At 46.3% G+C, this 23,793-nt stretch carries 19 protein-coding genes; 17 read left to right on the top strand and 2 right to left on the bottom strand.

Features of this window, described 5'->3' with window-relative positions; genetic code table 11:
• The first annotated feature begins 182 nt into the window (after nucleotides 1–182).
• The 8 genes from BN1360_RS23970 (at nucleotide 183) to BN1360_RS23935 (ending at nucleotide 6,124) form a co-directional block, all read left to right on the top strand.
• Nucleotides 183–824, top strand: a complete 642-nt coding sequence (locus BN1360_RS23970; RefSeq protein ID WP_229521096.1) for a 5-formyltetrahydrofolate cyclo-ligase — start codon at nucleotides 183–185, stop codon at nucleotides 822–824.
• A 21-nt stretch (nucleotides 825–845) separates the two neighbouring features.
• Entirely contained in the window at nucleotides 846–1,334 is a 489-nt protein-coding gene (moaC, locus tag BN1360_RS23965; protein ID WP_068782342.1) for a cyclic pyranopterin monophosphate synthase MoaC, read from the top strand.
• A gap of 95 nt (nucleotides 1,335–1,429) precedes the next feature.
• Nucleotides 1,430–1,915, top strand: a complete 486-nt coding sequence (locus BN1360_RS23960) for a MogA/MoaB family molybdenum cofactor biosynthesis protein (RefSeq protein WP_068782341.1) — start codon at nucleotides 1,430–1,432, stop codon at nucleotides 1,913–1,915.
• A gap of 176 nt (nucleotides 1,916–2,091) precedes the next feature.
• Entirely contained in the window at nucleotides 2,092–2,307 is a 216-nt protein-coding gene (locus tag BN1360_RS23955) for a twin-arginine translocase TatA/TatE family subunit (protein ID WP_082790186.1), read from the top strand.
• 105 nt (nucleotides 2,308–2,412) lie between these two features.
• Nucleotides 2,413–3,171: a twin-arginine translocase subunit TatC gene (gene tatC, locus BN1360_RS23950; RefSeq protein ID WP_068782339.1), complete on the top strand. Its 759-nt coding sequence runs from the start codon at nucleotides 2,413–2,415 to the stop codon at nucleotides 3,169–3,171.
• A gap of 337 nt (nucleotides 3,172–3,508) precedes the next feature.
• The gene (gene groES / locus BN1360_RS23945; RefSeq protein ID WP_068782338.1) at nucleotides 3,509–3,790 is read left to right on the top strand and encodes a co-chaperone GroES; all 282 of its coding nucleotides are present in this window, start codon (nucleotides 3,509–3,511) and stop codon (nucleotides 3,788–3,790) included.
• Between the two features lie 65 nt (nucleotides 3,791–3,855).
• Nucleotides 3,856–5,484, top strand: coding sequence for a chaperonin GroEL (gene groL / locus BN1360_RS23940; protein ID WP_068782337.1), 1,629 nt, complete (start codon nucleotides 3,856–3,858; stop codon nucleotides 5,482–5,484).
• 211 nt (nucleotides 5,485–5,695) lie between these two features.
• Entirely contained in the window at nucleotides 5,696–6,124 is a 429-nt protein-coding gene (locus BN1360_RS23935; RefSeq protein ID WP_068782556.1) for a DUF2383 domain-containing protein, read from the top strand.
• 128 nt (nucleotides 6,125–6,252) lie between these two features.
• Here the strand turns inward: BN1360_RS23935 and BN1360_RS23930 are convergent, their stop codons facing one another.
• Nucleotides 6,253–7,734 carry a M14 family metallopeptidase gene (locus BN1360_RS23930; protein WP_069188408.1) on the bottom strand — a complete coding sequence of 494 codons (1,482 nt, stop codon included), beginning with the start codon at nucleotides 7,732–7,734 and terminating at the stop codon, nucleotides 6,253–6,255.
• Between the two features lie 328 nt (nucleotides 7,735–8,062).
• On the opposite strand from BN1360_RS23930, the gene BN1360_RS23925 reads away from it, so the two are divergent.
• From BN1360_RS23925 to BN1360_RS23905, 5 genes are all read left to right on the top strand, one after another.
• A complete protein-coding gene (locus BN1360_RS23925; RefSeq protein ID WP_068782336.1) occupies nucleotides 8,063–9,628 on the top strand; it encodes a PucR family transcriptional regulator in 1,566 nt (521 codons plus the stop codon).
• Nucleotides 9,629–9,752: 124 nt separating this feature from the next.
• The gene (locus BN1360_RS23920) at nucleotides 9,753–11,018 is read left to right on the top strand and encodes a cytosine permease (protein WP_068782335.1); all 1,266 of its coding nucleotides are present in this window, start codon (nucleotides 9,753–9,755) and stop codon (nucleotides 11,016–11,018) included.
• Entirely contained in the window at nucleotides 11,019–12,122 is a 1,104-nt protein-coding gene (locus tag BN1360_RS23915; protein WP_068782334.1) for a DUF917 domain-containing protein, read from the top strand. It abuts the gene before it with no gap.
• On the top strand, nucleotides 12,115–13,665 hold the full coding sequence (locus BN1360_RS23910) for a hydantoinase/oxoprolinase N-terminal domain-containing protein (RefSeq protein WP_068782333.1): 1,551 nt from the start codon (nucleotides 12,115–12,117) through the stop codon (nucleotides 13,663–13,665). Before BN1360_RS23915 ends, BN1360_RS23910 begins: the two co-directional genes overlap by 8 nt.
• A 153-nt stretch (nucleotides 13,666–13,818) precedes the next feature.
• The gene (locus BN1360_RS23905) at nucleotides 13,819–14,724 is read left to right on the top strand and encodes an aldo/keto reductase (RefSeq protein ID WP_068782332.1); all 906 of its coding nucleotides are present in this window, start codon (nucleotides 13,819–13,821) and stop codon (nucleotides 14,722–14,724) included.
• Between the two features lie 186 nt (nucleotides 14,725–14,910).
• On the opposite strand, the gene BN1360_RS23900 is transcribed toward BN1360_RS23905, so the two are convergent.
• Complete coding sequence (locus BN1360_RS23900) at nucleotides 14,911–15,669, bottom strand: SDR family NAD(P)-dependent oxidoreductase (RefSeq protein WP_068782331.1); 759 nt, start codon at nucleotides 15,667–15,669, stop codon at nucleotides 14,911–14,913.
• Between the two features lie 151 nt (nucleotides 15,670–15,820).
• Here BN1360_RS23900 and BN1360_RS23895 point away from each other — a divergent pair, with 151 nt between their 5' ends.
• From BN1360_RS23895 to BN1360_RS23880, 4 genes are all read left to right on the top strand, one after another.
• Nucleotides 15,821–17,068, top strand: coding sequence for a helix-turn-helix domain-containing protein (locus tag BN1360_RS23895; RefSeq protein ID WP_068782330.1), 1,248 nt, complete (start codon nucleotides 15,821–15,823; stop codon nucleotides 17,066–17,068).
• A gap of 974 nt (nucleotides 17,069–18,042) precedes the next feature.
• The gene (tyrS, locus tag BN1360_RS23890; protein ID WP_068782555.1) at nucleotides 18,043–19,302 is read left to right on the top strand and encodes a tyrosine--tRNA ligase; all 1,260 of its coding nucleotides are present in this window, start codon (nucleotides 18,043–18,045) and stop codon (nucleotides 19,300–19,302) included.
• A gap of 148 nt (nucleotides 19,303–19,450) precedes the next feature.
• On the top strand, nucleotides 19,451–21,127 hold the full coding sequence (locus BN1360_RS23885; RefSeq protein WP_068782328.1) for an S-layer homology domain-containing protein: 1,677 nt from the start codon (nucleotides 19,451–19,453) through the stop codon (nucleotides 21,125–21,127).
• A 351-nt stretch (nucleotides 21,128–21,478) separates the two neighbouring features.
• Nucleotides 21,479–23,791: a glycoside hydrolase family 3 N-terminal domain-containing protein gene (locus BN1360_RS23880; protein ID WP_068782327.1), complete on the top strand. Its 2,313-nt coding sequence runs from the start codon at nucleotides 21,479–21,481 to the stop codon at nucleotides 23,789–23,791.
• Nucleotides 23,792–23,793: the final 2 nt, after the last annotated feature.

Genomic DNA, 23,793 nt, shown 5'->3' with positions numbered 1-23,793 from the left:
ATATTGTAGTGTACATGAAAAACCCTGCAAATGCACCGCACTTTAATGATCGCTGTCATGCTATTTGCGAAAAGAAGCTTGGTTTTCATTTTACGCTAACAATGATACACTAGGAGGAAGAATATATACTTTTGACAAAACATAAAATATATCCTTCTTGACGAGAAAGGGGAAGAGGCGTCGTGAGGGATACTTCAGCTCAAAATATATCCGCACAAAAGAAAGAACTGCGTCGCAGAATGACTGTGATTCGCTCCAATGTCTCTGCAGCTTCCCGCAGAGAACAGTCGATTGTTGCCAGTCTGCTGGCAGAGAACGAGGTGCTATCCCCCCTAAGAAAAAGCCGCGGTGGAAGACTGAATGTGTTCTGCTACGTATCATTTCGAGACGAGCCCGAGACGCTGCATTTGATTCAAACTTGCCTGAAGCGGGGTGACCGGGTACTGGTCCCTAAAGTGATCAGCGAGGAACGGAAGCTGACGCTTCATGAAATGAGTAATGTTAATAATCTTAGCCCGGGAGTATGGGGCATCGCCGAGCCGGGAGAGGATATGCCGCAGTGGCCGACCTTGCGTTATACAGAGATCGACATCATTATCGTTCCGGGTCTTGCCTATGATCGCTGTGGCGGGAGAATTGGCTTCGGGGGCGGGTATTATGATGGCTTCATGGAACAAATATCATCGATCCAGAGCACGGGTTTGATCCCTATTAAGGCCTCGCTGACGCTTGAGGAGCAGATCATCCCGGGGCGGATTCCGATGGAAGAGCATGATTTTAGACTGGATATGCTGTTTACAGCATCAGGTATAATATATATATGATAGAGAGTAGTGAGCGCATTTATGGAAACGGAATCAGGACAAGCCCTGACGCACTTTAATGAACAGGGCCGGGCGAGGATGGTCGATATTTCGGCCAAGGAATCCACAGTGAGGGTCGCCGTGGCCCGGACGACGGTGCTTATGGAACCTGCGACCCTGACTGCCATCAAGGAAGGCAAGATCAGCAAGGGAGATGTGCTTGCCGTCGCCCAGGTAGCCGGTATTCAAGGGGCCAAGCGCACGTCTGATTGGATTCCGATGTGTCACCCGTTGATGCTTACCGGAGTGAACATCGTCTTTACGGATAACAACCAGGATGAGTTATATATAGAAGCTACAGTCAGAACGGAAGGAAGAACAGGGGTAGAAATGGAAGCACTTACGGCCGTATCAGCGGCAGCGCTAACGGTGTACGATATGTGCAAAGCGTTACAAAAGGATATCGTTATCGGACCTACAATGCTGCAGGCCAAGAGCGGTGGTGTCCATGGAGATTATTCGCGGATCTGATCGGATCTGATGAACAATTGCGTACAGTAGTGCGCAGAATAAAATGATGAATACAACTTAAATAGAAGTTCCATAAGGGTGAGGAGGATGGCTTCATGGTTTGGAAAACAGCGATTCTTACGGCAAGCGACAAAGGAGCCAGGGGCGAACGTGAAGATACGAGCGCACAGGTGATTAGGGAACTGGTCGAGGAAGAATTGGGAGGCGAAATCATCGAATATCGCATCGTTCCTGATGAACCTGATGAGATTATCGCTGCGCTGATTGAAATGACCGATTATTTTCAAGCCGATCTTGTCTTGACTACCGGCGGCACAGAGCTTGCTATTCGGGATGTAACTCCCGAGGCAACCCGGCGTATCATTGAACGTGAGGTGCCGGGAATGGCCGAAGCGATGCGCTGCAAGGTAATGCAGAAAAATCCGGCCGGCATGCTGTTCCGGGGCATTGTCGGAATCCGCGGGCGGACGTTGATCGTCAATCTGCCGGGAACTCCAAAAGGGGTGCACGAGAACCTGGCAGCGATCATGGATCAGCTTCCGGAAGCGCTGCTTATGGTGACAGGGCAATTCCGTCTGTAAATTGTCCTGTTGCGAGTTGGTTAAACGGCATAGAGCTGTTGGCATAATTTCATGTTTCTGCAAATAAATTTGCTGAACGGGCTGTAACTGTGATCTTTGTTATGGTATGATGTGGGCGTATCATGATGGCGCCCCATCATGAGTCTATTATTTTATGCTAACGGGGGAGAATGAGCATGAGTGCAGGTGCTTTTCTGTTAATTGTTATAGCGGCTCTCGTGTTGTTTGGTCCGAAGAAGCTGCCGGAGCTTGGCCGCGCCGTCGGGCGCACGATTAATGAGTTCAAGAATGCCACTCGCGATATTGTAGAGGATCGTCCCGAAGCTCAGAAAGCGGAAGCGGCTCCTGTAAATGAAGCTGCAAAGCAGGAGGACCGACGTCTGCCAGAATAGAAGATACATATTGAATCCCTTCCTTGTTATTAGGGAGGGATTTTGTTTTTAATATTGCCGCCCACTGGCGTGTTAAGCCGAACAATCGGCCTAAGGAGGACAAGTATGGCTGATGAATTGAAGTCAGAGACGATTGTGGAGCATTTATCGGAATTAAGGCGGAGGTTAATTTACGTGGCTCTCGTGTTCACGTTTGTTCTCGTCGCTGCTTTTTTTGTCGTGCGTCCGATCTATCAATATTTGACGATTAATTCGATAACCGGTGTGGAGATCAAGCTGAATGCTTTCTCCTTCTGGGATGGCGTCGGCGTATATATGAAGATAGCGATGGTCGTTGCCCTAGGCATTACTCTGCCTTTTACGCTCTACCAAATATGGGCATTCGTCAGCCCTGGGCTAAGACCGAGAGAACGCAAGGCAACGCTAAGGTATATTCCCTATGTATTTCTCTGCTTTTTAATCGGAATTGCCTTCGGTTATTTCGTAGTATTCCCGCTAGCGATGCGATTTACCGCCGGGCTGAACAAGGAGCTTGGTTTGATCGAGACCTATGGGATGGCCGACTATTTCAAGTTTTTGATGAATATCGTGTTTCCCATCTCGCTGTTGTTTGAGCTGCCGATCGTGATCTTGTTCCTGACGCAGCTGCGGCTTCTGACCCCAACCTTGCTGCGCAAAATGCGTCGCGTTGCTTATTTTATACTGGTTGTGATCTCGGTGATGATCACCCCTGCGGACCTGTTCTCGGCCTTCCTGGTGCTGATCCCACTTATTATCCTGTATGAGATTAGCGTGCTGCTATCCAGCCGGGTTCATAAGAAGCAGTTGGCTGCGGACGCCAAACGTGCGGAAGAGTTCAGCTAGAGTACGTGGATGTGGAAGATGAACGGGCCATGCGGTGCGGAGCATTGTCATGCTCTATTTGTCCTCCCCATATTGGTAGGATACCTATGGATAAGGGGTGAGGAGTAGGGCTGTCTATCGGCAGCCTCTTTTCTTTTTTCTCCTTACGCCATAAGGGCCCTATAGGGGGTTCTGACTTAATTCTAAGTTTTGCATAAAAAAGATGATGGGAAAACTTGAAATTTTTTTGCGATTTTATTATCATTATAGATGTTGTTAGCACTGTGACGTATCGAGTGCTAATCATTGAAGCGTAAGCTTGCCAATGAACTAATATTATTAAAGGAGGCTCTTTTTCATGATCAAACCATTAGGTGAACGCGTACTGGTAGAACCAATCAAACAAGAGGAGACTACAGCATTAGGAATCGTACTTCCAGATGCGTCCAAGGAGAAGCCGCAGGAAGGCAAAATCATCGCAGTCGGAAGCGGTGCATTGAATGATGGGGTTCGTGTTCCTTTGGAAGTGAAGGAAGGCGATCGTGTATTGTTCTCTAAATATGCTGGTACTGAAGTGAAGTATGATGGCAAGGAATATTTGATTATGAAGGAAAGCGACATCCACGCGATTATTGAATAATTAAGCACTTGGCTTGAATATAACGGCTGAACAGTTGGATTTAAAATATAGGGAGGTATTTATTCATGGCAAAAGTAATTAAATTTAGTGAAGAAGCACGTCGCGCAATGCTACGTGGTGTAGATACTTTGGCAGATGCAGTAAAAGTAACACTTGGTCCAAAGGGCCGCAACGTTGTATTGGAGAAGAAATTCGGCAGCCCGTTGATCACCAATGATGGTGTAACAATCGCGAAAGAGATTGAACTGGAAGATGCATTCGAGAACATGGGTGCTCAGCTCGTCAAAGAAGTAGCAACGAAGACCAACGACGTAGCTGGTGACGGTACAACTACAGCAACGGTACTTGCACAAGCCCTGATTCGTGAAGGCCTGAAGAACGTAACTGCAGGCGCAAGCCCAATCGGTCTTCGCAAAGGGATCGACAAAGCCGTGAAAGTAGCGGTTGAAGAGCTGCAAAAGATCTCCAAGTCGATCGAAGGCAAGCAATCGATCGCTCAAGTAGCTGCGATCTCTGCAGCAGACGAAGAAATCGGCGAACAAATCGCCGAAGCCATGGAAAAGGTAGGCAAAGACGGTGTGATCACTGTTGAAGAATCCCGCGGTTTCTTTACGGAGCTTGAAGTGGTAGAAGGTATGCAATTCGATCGTGGCTATGTATCTCCATACATGATCACAGATACCGATAAGATGGAAGCCGTCCTCGACAATCCATATATCTTGATCACGGACAAGAAGATCAGCAGCACGCAAGAAATCTTGCCACTTCTGGAGAAGATCGTACAACAATCCAGACCATTGCTTGTGATCGCAGAAGACCTCGAAGGTGAGGCACAAACGGTGCTGATCTTGAACAAATTGCGCGGAACGTTCAACGCGGTAGCTGTTAAGGCACCTGGCTTCGGCGACCGTCGTGAAGCAATGCTGCAAGATATCGCAGCTCTGACTGGCGGTCAAGTAATCACCGAGAAGCTCGGCCTGGATCTGAAGAGCACAACTATCGATCAGCTTGGTAATGCACGTCAAGTTATCGTTACGAAAGAGAACACAACGATCGTGGACGGCAGTGGCAACAAAGCCGACATCGATGCTCGAGTGAACCAAATCCGTGCGCAGCTGGAAGAGACCACTTCCGAGTTCGACAAGGAGAAACTGCAAGAGCGTCTGGCTAAACTGGCTGGCGGCGTAGCGGTGATCAAAGTTGGCGCAGCTACAGAAACGGAATTGAAAGAACGCAAGCTTCGCATCGAGGACGCCCTGAACGCAACTCGCGCAGCGGTTGAAGAAGGGATCGTATCGGGCGGTGGCGTAGCGCTCGTGAACGTATATAACGCAGTCGCAGCACTTGACCTGAGCGGCGACGAGAAGACAGGCGCAAGCATCGTTCTTCGCGCTCTGGAAGAGCCAGTTCGCACGATCGCAGCGAATGCGGGTGAAGAGGGCTCTGTTATCGTAGAACGCCTGAAGAAGGAAGAAGTAGGCGTAGGTTACAACGCAGCTACAGGCGAATGGGTGAACATGTTCGACGCAGGTATCGTTGACCCTGCGAAGGTAACGCGTTCCGCACTGCAATATGCAGCATCCGTAGCAGGCTTGTTCCTGACTACTGAAGCGGTAGTCGCTGATAAGCCAGAACCGGCTGCACCAGCTGTTCCTGACATGGGCGGCATGGGTGGAATGGGCGGTATGATGTAATATAGGCTGAAAAGCCTGTAGCATCAAGGGTCTTATCCGAATGAATGTCGGTTGACCACATAGTATAAATAAAGGAGGCTTCTCGTTCTTTTACGAGAAGCCTCCTTTGCTTATATTCCTAGACCACATCCATAACACGGTATATTTGATGGAAATCATGCAGAATCTATGGGTATCGGAGCTAATTGAAATGATGATAGGAGGATACTCCATGACTGATGAGAATATTGTGAGGTCGCTGAATACTTTTCTAAAAGGGCGGTATATGGGAATCCATGCGTATGAGCATTTTATCGAGAAATTGCAGGAGCCTGATATAAAGACACAGTTCCAGCAAATTCAACAGGATCACAAACGGCATGCGATGAGGGTGGCAGAAAGAATCCAGAATCTTGGTGAGGTTCCAGCCGACGATGAAGGGTTTGTCGGTTCTGTACAAGGGTTTATGAGCAAGCTGAAAATGCCCGAGGATACGAAAAGTATTCTACAAAGTGCTTTAAAAGGCGAAGAACACTACGCTGTTGAAATGTCTGAGGAGATCGTCAGAGGTCACCTCGATTCAGAAAGCTACGAGCTGATCCATGCTATTTTGGAGCAGGACCGAAAGCATGTTGAGCTGTTGAAGGGTTTAATCGATTAGTTGAAGCTAGGGAACAAGATATGACTTGAAAATAAATAGGCTATCACATGAATAGATTTTCTAATCATGCGATAGCTTTTGTTTTTTTAATCAGTAACTATTTGGACCTCTGCATCAGGAAGCTCCCACTACTGCTTTTCAGGCGCTACATCAGGAGCGGCTTCCTCAGGAGTCGGATTTAGCTCTATATGGCGACCGTCAATCCACCAGTTGCCATTGTTAGTATTGATAAGGAGCCAATCGGACCAACGCCCAATGACCTGAACGGTTTGTGGACTCAGAGTGGAACCCTTAGGGGAAAAAGCATCCGGATATTTATAGGTATAAGCGTTATCCTTAAGATCGGCGGTGGCATTCATATCCTCAACAACGGCTAGCTTACCTGGTGACGGTTGAACCCAACCAGTCCCCTGGTTGCTAACCACCTGATACCAGTCGCCCTTCTGAGCTGTCACTTCAACCTGTTGTGGCTTCAGATTGGATATGCTGTCTGCAGCTCCAATCTTGCTATACAATTTAGTTTCCGCTAATAGACTCATAGATTGCCGGAGATATTGAACCTTTTGCTTTTCCAGCCAAAGATTATAGGATTTTTGCGCTGTAAATAACGGAACTTCTTTATTTTCGGACCAGATTCCATTAAAAGCACTTAATGGTACGCTTCGTTCTCCAGCATATTCTGCCACCTCGATCGTATAGCCAGGGCGGCCAAACTCTTGGATGAACCAGTCTTTATAGCCTCCGCCGGAAGGGTTTTTCTCAGGCTGAACCAGAGAATATCCTGTAAGCTTGCTTATCTCCGCAGCAATAGCTTTATCTCTAGATAGATTTTTACTAAGCGTGTTGAAGTGCCAAAATAGGATTTGTCCCGAGCTATGATAGGAAATTGTAAGTTCAGGGTCGATCTTGTATGTAAAATTCATCATACTTTGTACTTCTAGAGCTTGAGCCGGCTGAGTGCCTTTATAATTTTGGTGCCAAGGATACGCTTTGGAATTTTTAATAGTGTTCCATTGGGCCGGGTATTGGCGATTCAGATCGATCCCCTGCATATTGGCTTTCCAGCGATTAAAGTTAGCGCTGTTGCCATTGTATTGCTTTAAGGTTTTCGCCAGATTGGCTGGCAGACCTGCGGTTCCTTGCTGTGATAGGGTCACACCATCCGGATTAACCATCGGAACAAACCAAATGCTTACGTGATCCAGCAATTCGCGTACGTTATATTTTGAGATTGTTGTATTGTTATCGTAGGCAGCAGCATAGGTATCAATCATTTTCATTAAAAGAGTTGTCGTTATCCATTCTCTGGCATGATGAGATCCATTAAGAAATAAGACGGATTTACCCCGGCCTAATTTGACAGCCCATAACTCCCGGCCATATTTCGTCTGTCCTATTGTTTCATAAGCTATTAGATCAGGGTAGGCATCTGCGAGTTTTTTAATATCTCTTTGCATAATGGAATAAGAATAGATTTGGTTAGGATTTACGATAGTTGTAGATGCCTTAGCAGATTGCGGTGCTTCAAAAAAAGAGGCTACTAGTAACAAACATAGGAAGAATAGAGCTCTTTTCAATGGAGTAGCCTTTGAAACTGGTGACTTAATCAATACCTCACGTCTCCCATTCATCTGTTAATAAGTAGAAAGTCTAGTGATTAGTTGCGAGTATAAGATAATATACCTATTAAGTCAATCCATTTACTGGAATTAATATAAGGCTAATTTACTAGAGTTGAATGTATAGCGGATCAATAAAAGGAACATAATAGTTTTTATGCTGTTGAATAGGAGCTGCCTAACAGGTGGTCTAAAGGGTGATAAAATCTGAATTTACATGTTGCTTTTAATTTGATATATTGATCGGTAATTCATTTCGTGAAATAACTTTGGATAACCTGGAAGAAGTGGTGAGTAACATGGGATAACTGTAAAAGATATGCTGCAATTGCCTTCCTTTCGAGGAGCAAAGGTACTGACTGGAAAGAGTAATCTTCACCGTACCATTTCCTCTTTATCCGTACTGGAGGTTTCAAACGCGAATTATTCCTCCCGGATCGTCAATTCGGTTCAAGAAGAGTGGTATGCGGAAGAGATGGTGATCAGTTCTTTTTACTCCATTAAAGATAGTATAGAGAAGCAGTGTGAAGCGGTTGAGTATTTGTATGGGCTCGGTGAAGTCGGACTGATTCTATATTATGTGGGAATCATCATTCCCGAAGTACCCGAAGAGGTGCTGCAATTAGCAGCGTCCAAAAATTTCATCATCATTTGCATGCCTGAAAATGACTTTTCACTTCGTTATAATGAAGTGATCTATGAAGTGATGGAAGCGATTGTTCTGAACAATCAGACGATCAACGATAATTTTGTGAACGAAGCATTAGAGAAAGTGTCCTTGCTGCCAGAGCACTCACGAAGCGTTGAAATTACACTTAAATTTTTGTCTGATCGGCTGAAGGCGAACATCATCCTGACGAATACGCATATGGAAATTATGAATCAAGTGATGTGGCCTCGTAATTCATCGTTAGATGTGGCTCATCTTATAGATGTCTATGCTCCCTATTTATTAAATGGCGTGAAGGAACAAGCAGAACCTAATTGCGATTGCTATGTGGAATACAAAAGTGTTCATCAAAAAAACGGAGAAGTATTGTATCTATTTCTAATTAAAGAGAATTCAAAATTACCCGCGAAGACCATCGATAAAATCAGCGAGGTTGTACAGGTGGCCATCAACCTGTGGGGGGATAAGCACAACGAGGTCAGCGAATACGCCCTGGTAAAAGCGATTATTAATGATGAGAGCGATAAAATGCGAAGGCTGGCTCATCTTCTCCATATCGATGTCGCTTCCATTCAGATGATGTGGCTCGTATTTATTCAGGATTTGACAAAAGAAAATCAGATTCGCGAAGAGCTGGAAGAGTATTTGTTCAACTATTACAAAACAGCGGTAATCCAAACCGTCGATCATTGTATCATTGCGCTTATGGGAAATTGCTCTTGCAAGTACAATGAGTATGAGATTGCAGCCGAATATATCGATACAACGAATTCTTCCTCGCTTATATCCGAAATGGTCTATGCCCCCAGAATGAGAAATACGCAAGATGTTCGGCGTATGTACCGGCTGGTCAACAGTGTGGGACGGAAGGTCCATCTGATTTATGAGCATCGTAAATTATATACGGCTGCTGAGATGCGTTCGATGAAACAGGCGATCGATCTGAGCGCACAAGGCGAGGAAGTCCTTGAGGAATGGCTGGCGGTTATTGATCCCATTCTCGGCGATCCGGATTCGCTTAAGACGCTTATGACCTTTTTGCTAGATGCCAAAGGGAATTATGATGCCTGTGGAAAAATGCTGTTCGTGCATAAAAACACAGTGAAATATCGGATTAAAAAGATCAGCGAATTAATTGGTTATGATGTAACGGTGAATTCCGAATTTTATGATGTTTGCATTGCTTGTATGATTTATCGGCTGATACACAGCTAGTTGAATCCGTAACTTTTGTCAAAAGGACAAAAATTGCGGATTTTTTTTGGGTTTTAGCAAAAGACGTAATGCTATGAAACCTTCTATAATAAGAAAAATTCACTTAATGAGGGGGAGAAATGATATGAGAAAGGACGGGGAGCATCAATCTTGGTTCACCCTGGGGATGGTTTGGGCCGGAGCGGTCATCAGTATACCAGGCCTCCTGGTGGGGAATACGCTGATCGCAGGGATGGGTTTATCCAAAACACTATGGATCGCCTTTTTGGGTTATTCCATCATCGTTGTCCTGATGATTCTTCAGGGCATTCAGAGCACGGATCTTGGTAAATCAACCGTTCAAGTCGCAGCTCAGGTATTTGGCAAACAGGGCTCGCGCACCATTTTATCCATTATTCTCGCCATTGCTTGCCTCGGGTGGTTCGGGATTCAGGCTAATGTATGCGGGGCAGCGCTGGCTAATCTGCTCGCGGGGTATGGAATGACGATCCCAGTTCCCCTGGCTTCATTAATTAGTGGTCTGGTTATGGTCTTTTCAGCGATGTACGGGATTAAAGTACTTCGAGTACTTAGCTATATAGCAGTGCCTCTACTTATTGTGATCTGTATCTATGGCTTAATCCAAGCGTTCACGATGGATTCCGTTCATCATATTTGGAGCTACCGGCCTGAGAAGCAAATGAACTTCATGGATGGACTAGCTGTAACAATAGGCTCATTTGCCTTAGGGGCCGTTATTGCAGGCGATTATTCGCAATTTTCGAGAAAACGTTCCGATGTATTGAAGGCAGCATTAATCGGTATTGTCCCCTCTGGGGTATTGATGATTAGTGTGGGCGCAATTCTATCTTTTGCTTATCAGACTAGTGATATTGCAGCTGTCTTTATAAATATTACGACGCCTTTTATTGGGGGTGTAGTATTAATCCTGGCTACATGGAAAACAAACATGGTTAATGCTATTTCAGGTGGATTTGCCCTTACCAACGTATTGCATATTTCCAAGGATAAGGAGAAATGGGCAGTAGGGGTGGCGGGACTCATTGGGACGGTGCTTGCGGTAATCGGAATTTTGAATTATTTTACGCCCGTTATGTCGGTCTTGTCAGCAATGGTTCCGCCAGTAGCAGGGGTTATGATCGCTTCTTATTGGGTTATGAACAAGGGGGATAAGAATCGTTGGAAGGAAACAGAGGGGGTTAATCGTCTGGGAGTGATCTCCTGGCTGATCGGTTCCATCATTGCTTGCCTGCCCGTTGTGCTGTCCTTCTTCCCAAGCTTGCCCCAAGTATCGAATCAGCCATTGATCGGCATCGTTATTTCTTTTGTTCTGTATGTGGTTTGCTACCGGATCATGGCCAGAAAGTCAGTCCTATTGGAGGGAAATTAAATGAGATATTTAGATCAACAAGCGATTGAGAATATTGCCGTCGGCGCTGCATTCTTAGGAACAGGGGGTGGCGGAGACCCTTATATCGGCAAACTTATGGCTCTTTCAGCCATAGAAAAAAACGGACCTGTAAAGCTTTACTCTGTGGATGAAATTGAAGATGAAGACTTCTTCATTCCGTCTGCGATGATGGGCGCGCCCTCCGTATTGATAGAGAAATTCCCGAAAGGCGACGAATTTGTCAAGGTGTTTCAGAAGCTGGCCAAGTATTTGGGCAGAGAGAAAATTTCAGGCACCTTTCCGATGGAGGCGGGCGGAGTTAATTCTATGATTCCGATCGTCGTTGCAGCACAGTTGAATCTACCGCTGATTGATTGCGATGGCATGGGCAGAGCATTTCCCGAGTTGCAAATGGTGACGTTCAACCTCGACGGCATTTCGGCTGCACCGATCGCAATTACAGATGAGAAAGGGAACATCGGTATTTTCGAAACAATCGACAATAAATGGACGGAACGGTTGGCGCGTACAGCAACAGTGGAGATGGGGGCCAGTGCTTTAGTAAGCCTGTATCCAACGACGGGAGCCCAGATCAAGAAAAGCGGTGTCCATCACATCGTGACTTTATCAGAGCAGATCGGAGAGATCATTTCTGCCAAAAATAGAGATGCCAAAGACAAGCTTGAGCAGCTTTTAAGCCTGACCTCCGGATATGAGTTGTTCCAGGGGAAAATAACTGATGTCATTCGGGAAACGAAGGGCGGCTTTAATTTTGGCAAAATGAACCTGGAAGGCATTGAGATGAACAAAGACGAGCAGATGAAAGTTTATTTTCAGAATGAAAACCTGCTCGCCGAGAAGAACGGTCAGGTTGTAGCGATGACGCCGGATTTAATCTGTTTGGTTGACTACGAAACCTTGCTGCCCGTAACAACGGAGAGCTTGAAATATGGAAAACGCGTCCGCGTTATCGGGTTGCCAGCGCATCCCAAGTGGAGAACCGAAATGGGGATTAAGACGGTGGGACCGAGATACTTCGGGTATGATTACGAATATGCGCCGATTGAAGAACTGATAAGCAAGGCGGTGGCTAGCCATGTATAGAATTGGAATAGATGTAGGCGGCACGAATACAGATGCTATTATTCTGGACGAGCATAACCGGTTAATCCATAGCGTGAAATCGCCAACGACACTGGATATAAAGACAGGGATTGTGACGTCGCTGCGAAAAGTATTGCAGGAAGCGAAGGTTGATAAGACAAAAATCACGCATGCCATGCTTGGGACAACACAGTGCACCAATGCGATCGTTGAACGGAAGAAGTTGGCCAAAGTTGGTGTAATTCGCTTGGGTTTCCCCGCTACCGCTTCTGTTCCTCCATATACGGCTTGGCCGCAAGATATGGTAGAAAAACTAACCGGCAACTATGCTCTGGTTCAGGGTGGCTATGAGTATGATGGTCAATTGCTTGGTGAGATCGACAAGCAAGAGATTAATGAGCTGCTTGCGAAGTGGCGTGATAAAGTAGAGGCTATTGCGATTATCGGTGTATTCTCCTCTATCAAAAATGATCAGGAGCTCAAGGTACGTGACTTCATCTGGGAAGCATATGGGGAAAACTACAAGGTTTCCTGCTCATCCCTGATCGGATCTGTTGGTCTGATTGAAAGGGAGAATGCAACGATTCTGAACGCGGCTTTATGCCATGTTATCGAAACTACCGCCACAGGTTTTGCTAATGCGTTAGAAGCGGAAGGGATCAAGGATGTTGAAGTGTACCTATGCCAAAATGACGGTACGCTCATGTCGATTGAATATGCCAAGCAATTCCCGATTCTTACGATTGCTTGCGGGCCAACGAATAGTATTCGGGGAGCTTCCTATTTGGCAAATATTAAGGATACGATGGTTATCGACGTAGGTGGTACGACATCGGATATCGGTGTTTTGCAGGATGGATTTCCAAGAGAATCCTCTGTAGCGGTAGAAATAGGTGATATTCGCACCAATTTCAGAATGCCGGATATCATCTCGGTAGGGCTTGGCGGTGGAAGCATTGTGCGTGTAGAGGGTGGACAAATAACGGTTGGCCCAGATAGTGTAGGCTACAGGATCGGAGAAGAAGCGCTTGTATTTGGTGGGAACACCATGACTGCGACGGACATCGCGGTTCGCCTCGGACTAGCTGATATGGGAGACAAGAGTTTGGTCAGTCATATCGATGAAGGGTTTGCGAAACAAGTTCAATCGGTAATTTCTTCGATCATTGCCAAAGCGATCGATAAGATGAAAACTTCTTCCGAAGATGTGCAGATCGTACTCGTAGGCGGCGGCAGCGTAATTATTCCGGATGAGATTCCAGGAGTAGCGGAGATCGTGAAAGTGGAGAACGGCGGAGTTGCGAATGCCATCGGCGCATCGATCTCTCAGATTAGCGGACAATACGAGCAGATCTATATTTATTCGCGGGCACCGCGAGAGGAGTCGCTTAAGGATGCTGAGGAAAAAGCAGTGAAGCAAGCGGTCATCGCAGGAGCCGATTTCGCTACGATAAAATTGGTTGAAGTGGAAGAGACTCCGCTTGCCTATCATCCGGAAAATGCAACACGATTAAGAGTTAAGGTTGTAGGTAAAATGAGTTAGAAGTTTTCTTAACGACGTAAAATTTTTGCGGAGGCCCCTCATGAATTGTACTATTTATGAGAGGCTTCTTTATGTTTTTCTATCTATCAACGAGGGTAGGCGAATTAAGGTATAATAAGTTATTACAGAATTAGGGAAAGGATTAGATAATCGATGAGACTCCATCAACTTGGCTCCTCTGATCTATTCATTAGCGAAATCGGCCTTGGCTGTATGTCTCTGGGGACAGAGGAACACAAAGCCATCGGGATTATCCATGAAGCGCTTGATCAAGGTGTTAATTTTCTGGATACGGCGGATTTATACGATAATGGGCGCAATGAAGAACTGGTAGGCAAGGCAATTCAGGGAAGACGTGATCGCGTAATTCTTGCCAGCAAAGCTGGCAATCGGCGGATCGAAGGAAGGGAAGGATGGGTCTGGGACCCGAGCAAGGCTTATATCAAATCTGCCATTAAGGATAGCCTGCATCGACTGCAAACCGATTATCTCGATCTGTATCAGCTGCACGGGGGAACGATTGAGGATCCGATCGACGAGACGATCGAGGCTTTTGAAGAATTGAAGCAGGAAGGCTTAATACGTTACTATGGGATCTCTTCGATTAGACCAAATGTGATACGGGAGTTTGCGGCTCGTTCATCGATAGTTAGCGTGATGAATCAATATAGCATTGTTGATCCGCGTTCCGAGGAAGAGGTATTGCCGCTGCTGCATGAGCAAGGGATTGGCGTTATTGCCAGAGGACCGCTGGCCAGTGGGGCGCTAGTTGCGGAACGTGAGATTACGAAAGGATATTTGAACTACACAGCAGAAGAAATTATTGAACTGCGTACAAAGCTAAGTGCGGTAGCTCAAGAAAGTAATCGAACGATGACGGAGCTTGCGATTCGTTATTCGCTCAGTCATCCTGCAGTCGCGACAGTGATCCCGGGTGCAAGCTCGCGGGAGCAACTGCTGGCCAATATTGCTGCAGCCCGTACTCCGCATCTGACCCAAGAGGAGTTAGCAGCCATTAAGCAGATTAGCAAAGCAAATCGCTATGAGCGGCATCGGTAATGATAATAGGTTGTTCAAATAGCTGGCTGTAGTAATCGCACTTATTATGCGATCAAAAATGTCCGAGTGATCAAGCCAAAAGGAAAAGGGTCGTCTCCAGGTCGGAACATCAACTTCCTGAGACGACTCCGTTTCATTTTGATATGGCTGGCTTATTTATTCTACGTTGCTTGTCCCTCTCACTAATTACAAGGTCAAGCCGCCATCCACAAGAACAACGGATCCAACCATGTAACTGGAGCGATCAGAGGCCAGGAAGGAGACAACTTCGGCCATTTCCTCAGGCTGTGCGTAACGGCCGATACGCATGTTGCCAACTTCCTCCGGAACATATCCGCTCGTCATGAACTGCTCTCCCACGCTCTTGGTCAAGGTAGTTTCCACGCCGCCAGGGCAAATTGCGTTGACGCGAATGCCTTTCTTCACATACTCCAGAGCTGCGCCTTGAGTAAGACCAATGACGGCGTGCTTGGTAGCGGAATAGGCGGCTACACTATGTTCGCTGCGGACGCCGGCGGTTGACGCTGTATTGATGATCGAACCGCTTCCCTGCTTCTCCATTACCTTAAGTACATATTTCAAACCAAGGAATACGCCCTTCAAATTGATTGCGACGACGCGATCAAATTCAGCTTCTTCAATGTCAGTCAGAAGGGAGAATTTCTGGATAACTCCGGCATTGTTAAAGAATGCATCGATCCGGCCATAAGTTTCAACTGCTGTATTGACATAGCGCTGTACATCCTCGCTCTTGGAGACGTCAGCTTGGACAAAGATCCCTTCGCCCCCTTGTGCCTGAACCAGCTGTAATGTTTCTTCACCGGTCGTTTTATTAAAATCAACGAGTACCAATTTAGCTCCCTCGCGAGCCATTTTCAAACTGCTGGCTCTTCCGATACCGCTTCCGGCTCCAGTAACAATCACAATTTTATTGGCAAGTTCCATCCTTGATTCCTCCTAAAATTAGAATGAATTTAATTCAATTTAATTATATTTATTATTTAACTATAATTATTGTGTTTTTCTACGATTAATAGTATTATTTTCACATTAAATGGACTATCCTTTAATAATCATTATCATCAAGGAGAAACCTATGCAGCCGCTCTCATGCGAAGAAGTTAACTATATTTGTCAGCATCTTCATCAAGCCCATGGGCTATCAGTCTTTTATGTCAGTGAAGGGGAATTCAAAGCCGAATATGTGGCGGGCAACATGCAAAGAAGTCCGTATTATTTACCGCTGAAAGACCGAATTAAGGGCTGCTTGTCCCAGCAACAGAGCGACTGTCCGATTTTTTTCACGCTAAGTTATTTGCAGTTCTTCTACATTAACCTGGAGAATCAAGCGCAGGCAGCGGCAAAAATCGTGGTGGGTCCCTGCCTAAAAAGTGAGCTGGACAGTACGAATGTGGACATCATCAATGAGCTTTCGCAGCAGGGATTCACTAATATCCGACTTCTAATCGAGTTCTATCAATCATTCCCGGCCGTAGGATATGAACATTTGCTCTCCATTAGCCTGCTGGCATACTATATGCTCTATCAGGTACAACTGCAGCCCTCCTTTGTCGTTAAGATGAGCCACGACGTCATTCCCGAGATGGAGCCTAAAACGGAGCCCGATCTTGAAATTTCAAGCGGGAGAAGAAACCTGATCTTTCATTCCAACCTGTATTACGAGAGAGTGCTGCTTGATTATGTCAGGAGGGGAAGGCTTGATAAAATCAGAGATTTATCCCATTCCACGATTATTGGTGAAAAGGAGTTAGGTACGTTATCGAGGCGAAGCCAGCTTAGAAGTGAAAAGAATATTATGATTATTGGCATAGCTTTAATCTGCCGGGCAGCGATTGAAGGAGGCCTCAATGAGGAGACCGCGTTAACGTTAAATGATTTCTACATTCAGCAGTTGGAGGAAGAGGAGCAGATTTCGGGGATAAATGCTGTTATGGAAGAGGCCGTGACCGAATTCACCCATCGTGTAGCAAATCTGAACGAGCAGCGATACTCTGCCCCAATACAGGCCTGTCAGCACTATATCAGTGATCATCTTTATGAAGATATTACGCTGGAGCAGTTGTCCGGGCTAAGCTTCCTAAGTCCGAACTATTTATCCAGTTTGTTCAAGAAAAAGGTAGGCATCCCGCTAAGTGAATACATTCAACAAGAGAGAATCCATGAAGCGATGAAGCTGTTGACGCTTACCCCATATCCGATATCGGATATTTGCGCCTGGCTTAATTTTCATGACCAGAGCTATTTTATTAAAGTGTTCAAAAAATTTACCGGCATGACTCCTAAGCAGTACAGGAATGCGGAACAGCCTTCCCATGAATTTTGAAAACTTTCGCTGAACTCAATACAAGGCTCCCTTCCAAGGAGCCTTAGTTTATGCGGTTAAGGTTGATACAGAATCGCCATAAGCAACGTAAAAACGAAAAAAACGAGAGTTAAAAAGCCAAATAACATAGACGAAACAAAACGCGAGTTCATAAATACAAGTCTTGGGGAGATTAAACTAAAAATAAAAAGAGTAAACAATATGATAGTAGAGCATGTGAACCCTATTTCAAGTTTTATTTCTTCCACGACAGCTATTGCGAGGAACGTAAAAAGCACCTCTGCTAAAAAGACCAAAAACAAAAAAAATCGAACTACTCTAAAGGCTATTCCTGGTTTCTGAGATATTTCCGTTTCGGTTGCGTCTCCGTAATAACCGGTTATATGCTTGTCTTCTATGTAACTGTAGAACATAGTTTTCTTCTTATTTTCTTCTCTCTGTATGTTCATCATTTGTGCTCTAAAGTTCCTTTGGGTTCGATTGAGCATCAAATCCGGACTCCTTTCATCCCTTTTTTTACTAATATAATACAAAATTCTATATTTTTCTTCCTGCCCCTCTTTTTATCAACAGGTTTTTGAATGGATAATATTAAAAGGGGGATAATTTGACAACTTTCGCTGAATTCAATATAATTTTTCATAAATCTATATTTGATATACGTGGAAAGAGCGAAGTAGCGGCAGTCACTGTTCTCAGAAAGCCAGGGGTTGATGGAACCTGGCAGCATACTGTTTAACCGGCGAATTACACTCTGGAGTATCTTGGGTAATGCCAAGCGGAATAGCTAACGATACATAGCTGTGAGTGGTATGATGAGGTTATAGGCTCTCATACAAATTGGGTGGTAACACGGTTATTCAATCGTCCCTGGATCTGCTGGTGCAGACTGGGGGCGATTTTTTAGTTGGTGCTGAGGTTGCGTATATCTAGCTTCATAGAATAAGAGTTAATAGGAGAGGCGGAACATGAACATGAACATTATTGATGAACTACAATGGCGCGATGCGATTAATCAACAGACGGATGCGGAAGGGCTTCGCAAGCTGACTGAAGAGAAGGCGATCTCCTTGTACTGCGGGGTTGACCCGACTGGAGACAGTATGCATATCGGGCATTTGATTCCTTTTATGATGTTAAAAAGATTTCAATTGGCAGGCCATAACCCGGTTATTCTGATCGGTGGAGCGACAGGAACGATCGGCGATCCAAGCGGACGCCAGACGGAGCGGACTCTGCAGACGATGGAGCAGGTGCAGGCGAATGTAGAATCATTAACCGCGCAAATGAAGAAACTGTTCCTGACGGATGGGGACAACCAACTGCGCATGGTCAATAACTACGATTGGACGCATGATTTGAACGTCATTGATTTCCTGCGTGACTTCGGGAAGAACTTCAGCATCAATACGATGCTTGCCAAGGATATCGTAGCCAGCCGCCTGGAGAGCGGGATCTCCTTCACCGAGTTCTCCTATCAAATTTTGCAGTCCATGGACTTCCTGCACCTCTACCAGAATGAAGACGTGCAGCTGCAAATCGGTGGCTCCGATCAATGGGGAAATATCACTAGTGGTTTGGACCTGATTCGCAAAAAAGAAGGTTCTGAGGCAAAAGCATTCGGCTTGACGATCCCGCTAATGCTGAAGGCTGACGGCACGAAGTTCGGCAAGACGGCCGGCGGCGCGATCTGGCTCGATCCGAAGAAGACGACGCCGTACGAATTCTACCAGTTCTGGGCAAATACCGATGACCGCGACGTAGTGAAATACCTGAAGTACTTCACTTTCCTGGACAGGGAGACGATTGAGAGTCTGGCCGGGAAGGTACAAACCGAGCCGCATAAACGCGAGGCTCAAATTACGCTTGCGGAAGAGATGACAAGATTTGTGCATGGCGAGGAAATGCTGGCTCAAGCTCAACGGATCACAGCGGCGCTGTTCAGCGGAGATATTAAATCGCTGACGGCGGATGAGATCGAACAAGGCTTCAAGGAAATGCCAACCTTTGAAGCAGCCAAGGAATCCAAAAATATCGTCGATTGGCTTGTGGATGTTGGTATCGAGCCCTCCAAGCGCCAAGCGCGTGAGGATATTACGAGCGGTGCTATTACCCTGAACGGAGACCGCATCGGCGAGCTTGAGTTTGAAGTTAGCGCAGATCAAGCTATTGAAGGCCGCTTCATCATTATCCGTAAAGGGAAGAAGAAGTATCATTTAGTGAAGCTGGCGTAGACTTATTCACCGTCATTTTAATAGAGGCATAGTCCCAATTCTCGCCATTGAGAAGGGGACTATGCCTTTTTTACTTCAAAATATGTTCATTCCAACCGACATAAAGAAGAAAGAAATATGATTTCCATCAGGGAGAGAGGTTAGAGAAATGAACAAGAGGAGTACATCCAGGCAGCAGTGGGCGAAGCCGCTCAAGGGAACAAGGGGCATCGTGACGTTTGCCGTAGCTGCCGCTGTAATTATGACCACGATGCTGTCTGCAAACGCCGCTTATGCCAAGCATGATGTTAATGAACATGTGCAGCAGCATACGCGTGCGGAGATTGTGCAGAAGATGAAGGAATATGTGTCCGTACGGACTGATGAAGATTACCTATGGGAAGAAGCTTATGAAGAGAAGCCCAGCATAAATTCTCCTTATTCCCCGGGGAAGCTGCGGGAAGCATACATATTGGAAGGCGTTAAGGCAGTAAACTGGGTTCGTTATTTGGCTGGTCTTCCGGATGACATCGAAGCGGATCTTACGCTCGGCGATCAGCAGCAGGCAGCCGCATTGCTCAATGCTATACATGGGGAATTAAATCATTATCCAGCACAACCTCAAGGAATGAGCGCGATTCTGTACAGCCTTGGAGCCAACGGAGCCAAGAGCAGCAACATCGCTTATGGGGCGGATAATTTCATGGAAGCCGTGGTGGATCTATATATGTCCGATTCAAGCACAGGCAATATCGATCGGGTTGGGCATCGACGCTGGATACTCAATCCGAGTATGAAGAAGACGATGTTTGGCGCTGCGTTAGGACAGTCGGAAACATACGAAGTAGCATATTCCAATATGTATTCCTTCGATAAGTCTCGGCCAGCAGCAGAAGTCGCTTATGAATATATCGCTTGGCCAGCGGCAGGACAGTTCCCGCTTGAAGTATGGCATGAGAAGGACCCGTGGTCGATCTCGCTGAATCCGGATATTTATGATAATACAAAAACAAGCAGTGTCACCGTTAAAATGACCCGCCAATCCGATGGCAAGGTATGGAGTTTCAGTGCGGAGGACCAGGATAAAGTCGGCAAGTATTTTACCGTGGATAAAGGTGGCTACGGGATTCCTTACTGCATTATTTTCCGTCCGGATTTACCAATGGAATACCAGGCGGAGGATCAGTTCCATGTTGAAGTGACAGGACTTTACGGCAAGGGAAGCGGGCAGCCTCTCTCGCTCTCGTATGATACTCAGTTCTTCAAGGCCAAATCGGGAACCGAACCACTGATAGAGCAGCCAACCAGCCCAACAGAGAATTTGGTTCAGATCAGCCCTTGGGCTAAGGAGGATTATCTGAAGCTTAGCGAATATTCACTGTTGGATGGTCTTGAAGGCAGCAATCATGCAAGCCAAATCAGCCGCAAGGAGTTTACCTATATCGCCTTTAATCTGTATAAATATAAATCAGGTTATAAAATGCAGGGGATAGACAGTCCGTTCAGTGACATTGATCAAGCCAAAATCTCTCATGCGGCGAAGCTTGGGCTGATCAAGGGGACTGCGGCAGGACAATTCTCTCCCGATAAGAAGCTGACCCGTCAGGAAGCGGTCGTCGTGCTGATGAATCTCTACAAGCAGCTTGGCGGTGACATAGCCGCATCGGCGGGGCCAAACTTTACTTTTGCTGATGATTCGAATATCGCCGCTTGGGCGAAGGATAACGCCTATGATGCTTATCATCTTGGATTGATTCAAGGGATGGGCAATAATCAATTCCGTCCGCAGGAAAATTTGACCAAGGAGCAGGCCTATGTCATGATAGCCAAATTACTGGACAAATAAGAGGCGGGCCTGCTGTGAAATACAAAACACAAAACCACCGGGATATCTCCGGTGGTTTTGTGTTTTACCGCACCGTTATTGATAGTCTCTCAAGTCACTTGATAATCATGATAAGATGAACACTTTATTTTGTATTTCCACGCGGTAATCTTAGGAGCTATCCCCATTTGCGATCAAGGACATCTAACGTTTCTGGACTGCGGTCTAACGTTTATTGTCTAGAAAGATGGAAACGGTTTCCTTACGATTAATTATGAGATGAGTTTGCGCAATTAATACAAAAACAACAATTTTGAATGGACTGGAATAGGTTTTATTTTATTACAATGGACCTAAGGGAGAGAGAACAGTATGGATTACAAAAATGCCGCATTGCCAATAGATCAGCGGATATCTGATCTTCTGGGACGTATGACGGAACAGGAAAAGATAGGACAGCTGCTGCAAATGTATGGTTGGAAGGCCTACCAAAGAAATGGGGATGGCACGGTCCAGATTACAGAACCATTCAAGCAGCAGCTTCGGCATGGCGGGATAGGCTCTTTATATGGATCGCTGCGGGCGGATCCCTGGACAGAAGTAACGCTGGAGACAGGACTGTCGCCTGCAGAAGGGGCCGCAGCAGTAAATGCAATTCAACGTTATGTTATTGAGAATACGCGGCTTGGAATTCCGATTTTATTCGGAGAAGAGTGCTCCCATGGACATATGGCCATTGGGGCAACGGTTTTTCCGGTTCCTATAACGGTGGGCAGCACCTGGAATACAGATCTGTATCGCGAAATGTGCAGGGCGGTGGCTGTGGAAACTCGCAGTCAGGGCGGAGCCGCCACTTACTCTCCCGTACTGGATGTTGTGCGTGATCCTCGTTGGGGAAGAACAGAGGAGACATTTGGAGAAGATCCTTATTTGATTGGCGAGCTTGCGGTGGCTGCCATGGAAGGATTGCAGGGAGATACGCTGGATTCCTCTGATACCTTGATAGCGACACTCAAGCATTTTGCGGGTTATGGCGCATCAGAAGGGGGGCGGAACGGGGCTCCGGTTCATATGGGGCTTCGCGAATTACATGAAGTCGATTTGTATCCGTTTAAAAAGGCCGTTGAAGCAGGGGCATGGTCCGTGATGACCGCCTACAATGAAATTGATGGTGTTCCCTGCACCAGCCATCGTTACCTGCTGGATGATGTACTCCGTAACGATTGGGGCTTCAAGGGCTTTGTGATTACAGATTGCGGGGCAATAAACATGCTGGCAGACGGACATAACACCGCAGGAAGCGGTGAGGAGGCCGTTGCCCAGTCCCTGCGGGCCGGTATAGATATGGAAATGTCCGGAGAGATGTTTAATAAGTATTTGGCCAATGCCTTGGCTAAGGGCTTGATCGCCACAGAGGAGCTGGATCGGGCTGTATCCAGAGTGCTGGAGGCGAAGTTTCGGTTGGGATTGTTTGATCGCCCCTATGTTGATCCCATCCGTGCAGGTCAAGTCATTGGCAGCCAAGAGCATACCGCATTAGCCAGACAGATCGCTGCTGAAGGAATCGTTATGCTTAAAAATGAAAAGTCCGTGCTTCCTCTAAACCCGGACAAGGTTGGCCCAATCGCTGTGATCGGGCCCAATGCCAATGCCCCTTACAACCAGCTTGGCGACTATACCTCTCCTCAGCCTTCGGGAAATATAGTCACGGTACTGGAAGGAATCGCGCGACGAGTGGGAAAAGATAACAATAGTATCTTGTATGCTCCCGGTTGCCGGATTAAGGGCGACTCCCGAGAGGGTTTCCAGCTTGCTCTGGAAGCAGCTGCAGCTGCTGAAGTTGTGGTGATGGTGGTTGGCGGATCAAGTGCGCGTGATTTTGGCGAGGGTACCATCGATTTAAGAACCGGCGCTTCGGTAGTCACCGCCAACGTCTGGAGTGATATGGAATGTGGCGAAGGCATTGATCGGAGTACGCTGACGCTGATGGGAGTCCAACTGGAGCTAATTCAGGAGATTCATAAGCTGGGCAAACCGATCGTGGTTGTTTATATCAATGGCCGACCCGTTGCAGAGCCCTGGATTGATGAGCATGCTGATGCAATTTTAGAGGCCTGGTATCCAGGTCAAGAAGGCGGCAATGCTGTCGCGGATATTTTGTTTGGAGATGTCAATCCGTCGGGCCGCTTAACGATATCCATTCCAAAGGAGGTGGGTCAGCTTCCAATCCATTATAATGCGCGAAGAACGCGTGGAAAGCGTTACCTTGAAACCGATCTTAAACCGCGGTATCCTTTTGGATTCGGGCTGAGTTATACCAACTTTGCTTACAGTAATGCCCGCATAGAGCCTGCGATCATTGCTCCGGATGGAGAAGCTAATGTATACGTGAACATTACGAATACAGGAGATCGGGATGGTGCGGAAGTCGTACAATTATATGTATCGGACATGATCGCGTCAGTAACTCCCGTTGAAATATCTTTAAAAGGTTTTCGCAAAATTCAGTTGAAGGCGGGAGAAACTCAAACGGTTATATTTACAATCGGCACAGAGCATTTGCAGCTGATCGGGAGCGATTTGAAGCCTGTCGTAGAACCAGGCGAGTTCGAAATCAGGGTTGGGCCGAATTCTGCGGAAGGAACAAAGCTTAATTTGCAAGTTGCAAGGAACCCCATACTATAACG

The sequence above is a fragment of the Paenibacillus sp. GM2 genome, from assembly GCF_900069005.2.
Lineage (GTDB): Bacteria > Bacillota > Bacilli > Paenibacillales > Paenibacillaceae > Fontibacillus.
Note: the sequence above shows the minus strand (reverse complement) of the source record. Positions and strands in the feature narration are given on the sequence as shown.

What these genes read in the sequence shown, in the direction of transcription:
- moaC (WP_068782342.1), top strand. Translation starts at nt 846, where the DNA reads ATGGAAACGGAATCAGGACAAGCCCTGACGCACTTTAATGAACAGGGC.
- BN1360_RS23960 (WP_068782341.1), top strand. Translation starts at nt 1,430, where the DNA reads ATGGTTTGGAAAACAGCGATTCTTACGGCAAGCGACAAAGGAGCCAGG.
- BN1360_RS23955 (WP_082790186.1), top strand. Translation starts at nt 2,092, where the DNA reads ATGAGTGCAGGTGCTTTTCTGTTAATTGTTATAGCGGCTCTCGTGTTG.
- tatC (WP_068782339.1), top strand. Translation starts at nt 2,413, where the DNA reads ATGGCTGATGAATTGAAGTCAGAGACGATTGTGGAGCATTTATCGGAA.
- groES (WP_068782338.1), top strand. Translation starts at nt 3,509, where the DNA reads ATGATCAAACCATTAGGTGAACGCGTACTGGTAGAACCAATCAAACAA.
- groL (WP_068782337.1), top strand. Translation starts at nt 3,856, where the DNA reads ATGGCAAAAGTAATTAAATTTAGTGAAGAAGCACGTCGCGCAATGCTA.
- BN1360_RS23935 (WP_068782556.1), top strand. Translation starts at nt 5,696, where the DNA reads ATGACTGATGAGAATATTGTGAGGTCGCTGAATACTTTTCTAAAAGGG.
- BN1360_RS23925 (WP_068782336.1), top strand. Translation starts at nt 8,063, where the DNA reads ATGCTGCAATTGCCTTCCTTTCGAGGAGCAAAGGTACTGACTGGAAAG.
- BN1360_RS23920 (WP_068782335.1), top strand. Translation starts at nt 9,753, where the DNA reads ATGAGAAAGGACGGGGAGCATCAATCTTGGTTCACCCTGGGGATGGTT.
- BN1360_RS23915 (WP_068782334.1), top strand. Translation starts at nt 11,019, where the DNA reads ATGAGATATTTAGATCAACAAGCGATTGAGAATATTGCCGTCGGCGCT.
- BN1360_RS23910 (WP_068782333.1), top strand. Translation starts at nt 12,115, where the DNA reads ATGTATAGAATTGGAATAGATGTAGGCGGCACGAATACAGATGCTATT.
- BN1360_RS23905 (WP_068782332.1), top strand. Translation starts at nt 13,819, where the DNA reads ATGAGACTCCATCAACTTGGCTCCTCTGATCTATTCATTAGCGAAATC.
- BN1360_RS23900 (WP_068782331.1), bottom strand. Translation starts at nt 15,669, where the DNA reads ATGGAACTTGCCAATAAAATTGTGATTGTTACTGGAGCCGGAAGCGGT.
- BN1360_RS23895 (WP_068782330.1), top strand. Translation starts at nt 15,821, where the DNA reads ATGCAGCCGCTCTCATGCGAAGAAGTTAACTATATTTGTCAGCATCTT.
- tyrS (WP_068782555.1), top strand. Translation starts at nt 18,043, where the DNA reads ATGAACATTATTGATGAACTACAATGGCGCGATGCGATTAATCAACAG.
- BN1360_RS23885 (WP_068782328.1), top strand. Translation starts at nt 19,451, where the DNA reads ATGAACAAGAGGAGTACATCCAGGCAGCAGTGGGCGAAGCCGCTCAAG.
- BN1360_RS23880 (WP_068782327.1), top strand. Translation starts at nt 21,479, where the DNA reads ATGGATTACAAAAATGCCGCATTGCCAATAGATCAGCGGATATCTGAT.